General features: G+C 52.4%; 5 protein-coding genes. All 5 read left to right on the top strand.

The window, feature by feature from the left end; translation table 11 throughout:
- A partial coding sequence (cutA, locus tag Q7V06_RS07835; protein ID WP_304840301.1) for a divalent-cation tolerance protein CutA occupies positions 1 to 235 on the top strand: 235 nt, incomplete at its 5' end.
- Entirely contained in the window at positions 232 to 969 is a 738-nt protein-coding gene (gene fdhD / locus Q7V06_RS07830; protein WP_304840299.1) for a formate dehydrogenase accessory sulfurtransferase FdhD, read from the top strand. The genes cutA and fdhD, both read left to right, overlap by 4 nt.
- Before the next feature lie 2 nt (positions 970 to 971).
- Positions 972 to 2606 (top strand): 2-oxoacid:acceptor oxidoreductase family protein, encoded by a 1635-nt coding sequence (locus tag Q7V06_RS07825; RefSeq protein WP_304840297.1) that lies wholly within the window; start codon positions 972 to 974, stop codon positions 2604 to 2606.
- Positions 2603 to 3442 carry a thiamine pyrophosphate-dependent enzyme gene (locus tag Q7V06_RS07820; RefSeq protein WP_304840295.1) on the top strand — a complete coding sequence of 280 codons (840 nt, stop codon included), beginning with the start codon at positions 2603 to 2605 and terminating at the stop codon, positions 3440 to 3442. Before Q7V06_RS07825 ends, Q7V06_RS07820 begins: the two co-directional genes overlap by 4 nt.
- Before the next feature lie 118 nt (positions 3443 to 3560).
- Positions 3561 to 6818 (top strand): HEAT repeat domain-containing protein, encoded by a 3258-nt coding sequence (locus Q7V06_RS07815; protein ID WP_304840293.1) that lies wholly within the window; start codon positions 3561 to 3563, stop codon positions 6816 to 6818.
- Positions 6819 to 6931: the final 113 nt, after the last annotated feature.

Here is a 6931-nt window from a genome sequence, read left to right as displayed (position 1 = left end):
GCATGCTGCATGTGTGAACATTACCCATGTCCGTTCGGTCTACCGGTGGGATGGAGAGGTTGTTGTTGACAACGAGCAGCTGCTGATCTGTAAGACCACGGCCGACCGGAGGGGAGATCTGATCCGGCGGATCGAGGAGATCCATTCATATGATCTTCCTGAGGTGCTTGCTCTTTCGATCAGCGATGGAAGTGCTCCATACCTTGCATGGGTGAAGTCTGAGGTGAGCGGATGAGGCTTGAGCAGTATACAGGTATTCTCTATAAAAATGGAGAGTATTCTGATATCAGGGATCAGATCGTCTGTGAAGACACATTCACCCTCCATCTGAACAACACACCGCTCCTGACCATGGTGGCGTCTGATGACCATCTCCGTGAGCTTGGGGCAGGATTTATCATCTGTTCGGGGATCTCTGATTGTATCAATTCGGTGACGGTCTGTGATACTGATATCTTTGTGGATGCACCGGTCACCGGTGAGTACCAGGCAACCCTTGAATCATCAGGCGGGTGTTCAAACAGGGTACCCCCCCACCCGGTGCATTCGAACCAGCGGGTGACTCCTGAAAAAGTTCTGGCGATCCGAAGCGCCATCGACTCTGATGCCTGGTTAAAGACCGGTGCACTTCATGCATCGGTACTCTTCTATAATGGGGAGATGGCAATCCGGTGCGAAGATATCGGGAGGCATAATACCGTCGATAAAGTCGTCGGCCATGCAATTCTAAACAAGCTCCCCCTATCACATTGTATCATCGGATGTACGGGAAGGCAACCATCAGGAATGGTCGGGAAGGTGGCAAACGCAGGCATCCCGATCATCATCTCGCGTGCTGCTTCGACTGATCAGGGGATAGCAACTGCTGATGCAGCCGGGATTACCTTGATCTGTTTCACCCGTGAAGGGCGGTTTACCGTCTATACCCATCCGGAACGTGTCATCGGGCTTGCAGAGAGCAGGAGATGACGATGGCAGAATTTTCCGTATGTATCGGTGGGCAGGCAGGAGAGGGGATCAATAAAGCCGGGCTGTTGATCGCAAGGATCGCCGGTCTCCTTGGGTATCGGGTGTACATGTACTATGATTACCCCTCGCTCATCAGGGGAGGGCATAACTATGCGATCATTCGTGCAAAAGAGACAGAGATCGGTGCAATCAGGGATGAGATTGATATCCTCTGTGCACTTGATCAGGAGACGGTTCGCAGGCATGGAGATGCAAAACTGCATATATTTGATTTGGATGTCATCAAAGGAGACGGATTAGGCATCCCTGCAACGACAATAATCAGAGAGGAGGGGGCTGCTCCTATTGCCCGGAATACGGTTATCATTGGTGCTTTCTGCAGAGCCGCCGGAGTTCCCAAAGAGATCCTTCTTGAGGCGATCCGGGGTGAATTCGGATCACGTGCTGATGAGAATATCCGTCTTGCCCTCCGTGGATACCATGCAGGTGAAGAACAGATCCAGCTACCGATCCGATCCGCTGATCCCATTCCCCTTCTCACCGGAAACGAAGCGATCGCACTCGGACTTATCCGGGGAGGAATAGACGCATATGTCTCCTATCCGATGACACCATCATCTTCAATTCTGCATACGATGGCTGTTCTGGCACAGGGAACACCGCTCCTCGTCGTACATCCCGAGAACGAGATCGCGGTGATCGCGATGGCACTTGGCCTTTCGTACTCAGGGAAGCGGGTTGCTGTCGGGACATCCGGCGGAGGGTTCTGCCTGATGACAGAGGGTGTCTCACTCTCCGGCATGGCCGAGGTGCCGGTCGTTATCGTGATGGCGATGCGACCGGGACCATCGACTGGTATGCCGACATACTCGTCACAGGGTGACCTCTCGTTTGTTCTTCATGCAGGGCATGGAGAGTTTCCGAGGCTTGTGATCGCACCCGGCACCCCCGAAGAAGCATATGAATGGTCGGCACGTGCTGTTCATCTCGCCTGGCAGTTCCAGATCCCGACGTTCATCCTCTCAGATAAAAATCTGGGCGAACACCCTGCATCTGCCGATATCGATCCCGATTTTTCACTCCCATCACCATCGACAGTACCTGCACAGGGGATATACCATCGGTACTGCAATACCCCAAATGGAGTCTCGCCCCTCCGTAGTCCACCGGTCACCGGCAGTGTTGTGAAGGTGAACTCCTATACCCATGATGAGGATGGGATCACGGTGGAGGATGCAGATCAGGCAGCATCTGCGTGCGTGAAACTGATCAGAAAAGGTGCAGCACTTGAAGCTGAGATGGAAGGGTATGGATGCATACATGTCGATGGGATGGATGATGCACCGGTAGCTCTCATCTGCTTTGGGTCAACCGCAGGTGTCTGCCGTGAGGTTGGGGAGAGACTGTCTCTCAGGGTGATCCGTCTGGTCGTCCTTGAACCGTTCCCGCTTGCACAGTTTGATCAAGCATTGTCCGGGGTAGAGAAGATGATCATCGTCGAAGAGAATGCGACCGGCCAGCTCGATGCCCTCATCCGGACGTTTGGATATAGGGCGGATCGGCGGATCGGATCGGTCAGCGGGAGGCCCTTTACCGTCGATGATCTGGAGAGGAGGATCAAGGGGGTGATCAGATGAAGGGATCTGAGTATATCAGCAGGGCAGAGAATACCTGGTGCCCCGGATGTGGGAATTTTGTCATCCAGCATACCGTAAAGGATGTTCTGGCCGATCTCGCACTATCACCTGAGAATGTTGTAATCGTCTCAGGTATCGGGTGCCATGCAAAGATCGCCGACTATATGCAGACGAACAGTTTCTATACCATTCATGGAAGAGGAATCCCTGTTGCAACCGGCATCCATCTCGGAAATCCGGAACTGACCGTTATCTGTTCTGCAGGGGACGGCGATGCCTATGCAGAGGGGCTTGACCACCTCATCTTTGCGGCAAAAAGAAATGTCGATATCACCACAATCATCCACGACAACCGGGTCTATGGCCTGACGACCGGGCAGTATACCCCGACATCACCACCCGGTTTTACCGGACGCTCAACACCGGAGGGGACACACGAAGACCCCTTCAACCCGCTTGATCTGATGCTCGCATCCGGTGCGACCTTCATCGCCAGGGCATATTCACGTGATAAAAAAGGGATGGCTGAGGTGCTGAAACGTGCCATCCGGCATAAGGGGTTCTCTTTTGTGGAGGTGCTTCAGGTCTGCGCCAGTTTCTATGATGCCCATGCCTGTTATGATGAGCATGTCTACACACCGGAGGGGCACGATCCGTACGATCGGGGGTCTGCTGAAGAGTTAATCCGGGAGTGGAATTATTCAGGCGAAGGGCCGATCGCTCTTGGGGTACTCTATGAAAAGGATGCGAGGACTTTTGAAGAGCGGATCTTTGATGGGAAATCAGGAATGATTGACCGGACCCGCCTTATCAGAGAGGCCCTTCAGAAGAGATAGGAATAATATCCCCATCACATTTATAAAAAAGATAACGGAGAGAATTTTTACCCTTTTGGGTTCAGACAGACTTTTGTAGAGTGATGTCCAATAGAGATCAAACGGTGAGAGGCATCCAATGGGTCTATTCGATATTTTTCGCCCCAATATAGAGAAACTTAAAGAGCGCCGGGATATCGACGGCCTGATCAAGGCATGCGAAACACCAGAGGAAGAGATCCGAAGGGATGCCGTATCTGCTCTGATGGAGCTTATGCCAACGGCACTGCCCCACCTCATAACAGCAGCAGTTGATCGTGATGAGAAGCGCCGCTCCTGCGCTGCACTGGCACTCCATCAGATTGGAGCACCGGCAGTTTCGCCAGTGGTCACACTCCTGCTGAATGAGGAGGGCAGGAAGAGCGAGTATGCCGCTGCTGCACTAGCATCAATCGGGAAGCCCTCAGTCGTTCCACTCATCAAATGTCTCTCTGATATCGGGGAAGAGAAGAGTGATCTGATCGTCGCTACACTCGTTCATATCGGAAAAGATGCAGCACCCCTTCTGAGAGAAGGGCTCTTCTGCCCGTCATATCGGTCACGGAGGGCATCTGCGCAGGCACTCGATATCATGAGAGAGGCTCCTCTCACCGAGAGAGAGGCAGCAGCTCGTCTCATCGCCCTTGGAAGATGGAAAGAACTTCCACGTTTCAAACATGAAGCGGTCCCGATCCTGATCGACCTCCTCAGTGATGAGTACTATGTTCCGAGGGTGAATGCAGCACGTGCACTCGGTCAGCTCGGGGATGATGCAGCTATTCCTCATCTCCATGCAATCTTCTCTGATCCCGATGGCAATGTTCGTACAGCAGCAGCAGAGGCACTCGGAACGATAGGTGATGCACGAGCGATCCCAATACTTGTGTCAGCCCTTGAAGATGAATATTATAGTGTCAGGATGGAGGCAGCAGGGAGTCTCGACCGTCTCGACTGGCATCCGACAAATGATAATGAACGGGCAAGATACTTTATTGCAACCGAGCAGTGGGAGAAGGTTATTGAGATCGGAAAGGCGGCTATACCTCCGCTAATCGATACACTCAGGGACAACTACTATAGTGTTCAGAAAGGGATCACAGAAGCACTCAGGCGGCTCTCCCGCCACTCGATCGGACCACTTGAAGAGGCGCTGGGCCATCCCGATATTCGCATACGAAATGGTGCGGGGGAAGTTCTGATATCTCTAGGAAAGAGTGATCAATTATTTCGTCCGATCAGGCAGAAGAAAGAGGAGGAAACTCTCCCGGAGAAGAAAGAGAAGGGAGGGGGAAGAAGTACAATCGATCTCTCAAAGAAGGAGGTCTCTTCTGATGATAAGGTTAAACTCAGTCGCCAGAATATGGTTGCTCAAAAGCCTCAGGAAGAGAAGAGAGAGGAGTCTGCTGAGGAGGAGGAGACGGAGCGGGTCTCCCTCTTTCAAGAGAAGGAGTTTGTCGCAGTGAGGCGTGTCATTCAGGCGATCGACCCGATTGTTCATGAGAAACTCGCAGGAATCGGAAATATCACCAAAAAGGCGTTTGATGAGGAATATGCCGAGCCATTGATCTACGCCCTGCTCAGAGCCCTCAACGGAGGGGATGATGATAGCCGCCTCATCGCACTTGATGCTCTTGTATCCCTTGGATCTTCAGCCTTTCCAATTCTCATTGCGGCACTCTCTGATCCTTCACCAGCAATTCGTGCCGCCGCTACAGAGACGATAGGAAGGATTGGGGATCCGTCGGTTGGAAGATATATCATTCCGCTCCTTGATGATGGAGAAGGGATCGTGCGTAAGGAGGCGGCAAAAGCACTTGGAAACCTGCAATGTGTTGATGCAGTACCTCAACTGATCCGATCTCTCATCGACATGAAGACCGATGTCAGGAGAGAAGCGATGACTGCTCTTTCGAGGATCGGATCACCTGCATTTCATGAGCTTGTAGCAGCACTTGATGCCCCCTCAAACGAGATCCGGGCAGGAGTTGCACGTGCACTCGGATCAATCGGCGACCAAAGAGCGATCCCCCACCTTATCCTTCACCTCGGAGAGGATGCAATTGATGTCAGAACAGTCGTGATTGAGGCATTGACAGAGTTTGATGTCGCCGCTATCAGACCGCTCGAAGAGGTGATGTCAACCGGTAATCCTGAGGAGAAGATTGCCGCTCTGATAATCTTTGATGGAATCGGGATCAATGCAACATACCTGATAGAACGGGCACTCAAGGATCCCAATCCGGCGGTCAGCAGAAAGGCTGCATATCTGCTGAAAGTAGACGATCAGATCGGATCGGACAAACAGGAGGAGACCAGTGAGAGTCCGGATTCGGCAGATGAGATCACCCCACTGATACAAGATCTCCTCATCGGCAATAAAGAGGCACAGATCAGATCAGCACAACAGCTTGTACATAAAGGATCAGCGGCTGTCTCTCCACTGATCGAGATACTCATGAAAGGAAACCGTGAGCAACGAGCAACCGCTGGAGAGATCCTCTCAGAGATTAGGGGTCCCGCTGTTCAAGAGCTTCAGCGACTCTTATCAGAGGGGGGGCGTGATACGAGAGTTGCGGTTGCCCTGCTCCTTGGTAAAATTGGGGATCAGTCTTCAGTAGAACCGCTCATCAGCATGCTCAGCAACAGAGACTATCAGCTCAGGAAGGCGGCGGCTGAGTCACTTGGGTTCAACGGCAGTTCTCAGGCGGTGCCTGCCCTTATTAATGCCCTGTCAGATGATGATCCTGATGTCCAGGTTTCTGCAATCCGGGCACTCGGGTACATTGGCGATGCACAGGCGATCACACCACTGATCCAGAAGCTGGCTGACGAGGATTTCAGTATCCGGTCAGCTGCAGTTGAGTCACTTGCCGGTATGGATAAGGAAGGGGTACTACCCCTCGTTGCTGCACTCTCAGATTCCGAAAAAGAGGTGAGATCGGGTGCTGCTGAAGCACTCAGGGAAATCGGCTGGACTCCGGATGATGACGAAGTAAATGCACGGTTCCTGCTTGCACAGGGGCTCTGGAATGAAGTGGCCAATGTAGGAGAGAAGGCGATTCCGGTTCTGATTTCAGCATCGACCGATCCGGATGAGGATGTCAGGATGGGTGTCATTCGTGCCCTTGGAAAGACCGGTAATCCCGGGGTGATCCCCCATCTCATCCGGGGACTCTCTGATGAATATACCATGATCAGAAAAATATCAGCGGATGCATTCTTTGATATTGGTGATGCTGCACTTCCCGCTCTTGAAGAAGAGATGAATGAAGCTGACCCGATGGGCAGGAAGATGATCCAGGGGATCTCTGATCGTATCCGGCGACGGAGCAATAATTCGTCAACTACCCACGACTAAAGTCATGGGCTTGCACTTCCATCTTCCCGACCTTTTGGGTTCAGGACGGAGTGCGATAGGCTGGTTGACATCAGCCCTTGATGCAATGTTTTTTGCGGCGTTGATATCGGCGT

Origin of the sequence: Methanocalculus sp., assembly GCF_030651615.1 — an archaeon.
Classification (GTDB): domain Archaea; phylum Halobacteriota; class Methanomicrobia; order Methanomicrobiales; family Methanocorpusculaceae; genus Methanocalculus.
Note: the sequence above shows the minus strand (reverse complement) of the source record. Positions and strands in the feature narration are given on the sequence as shown.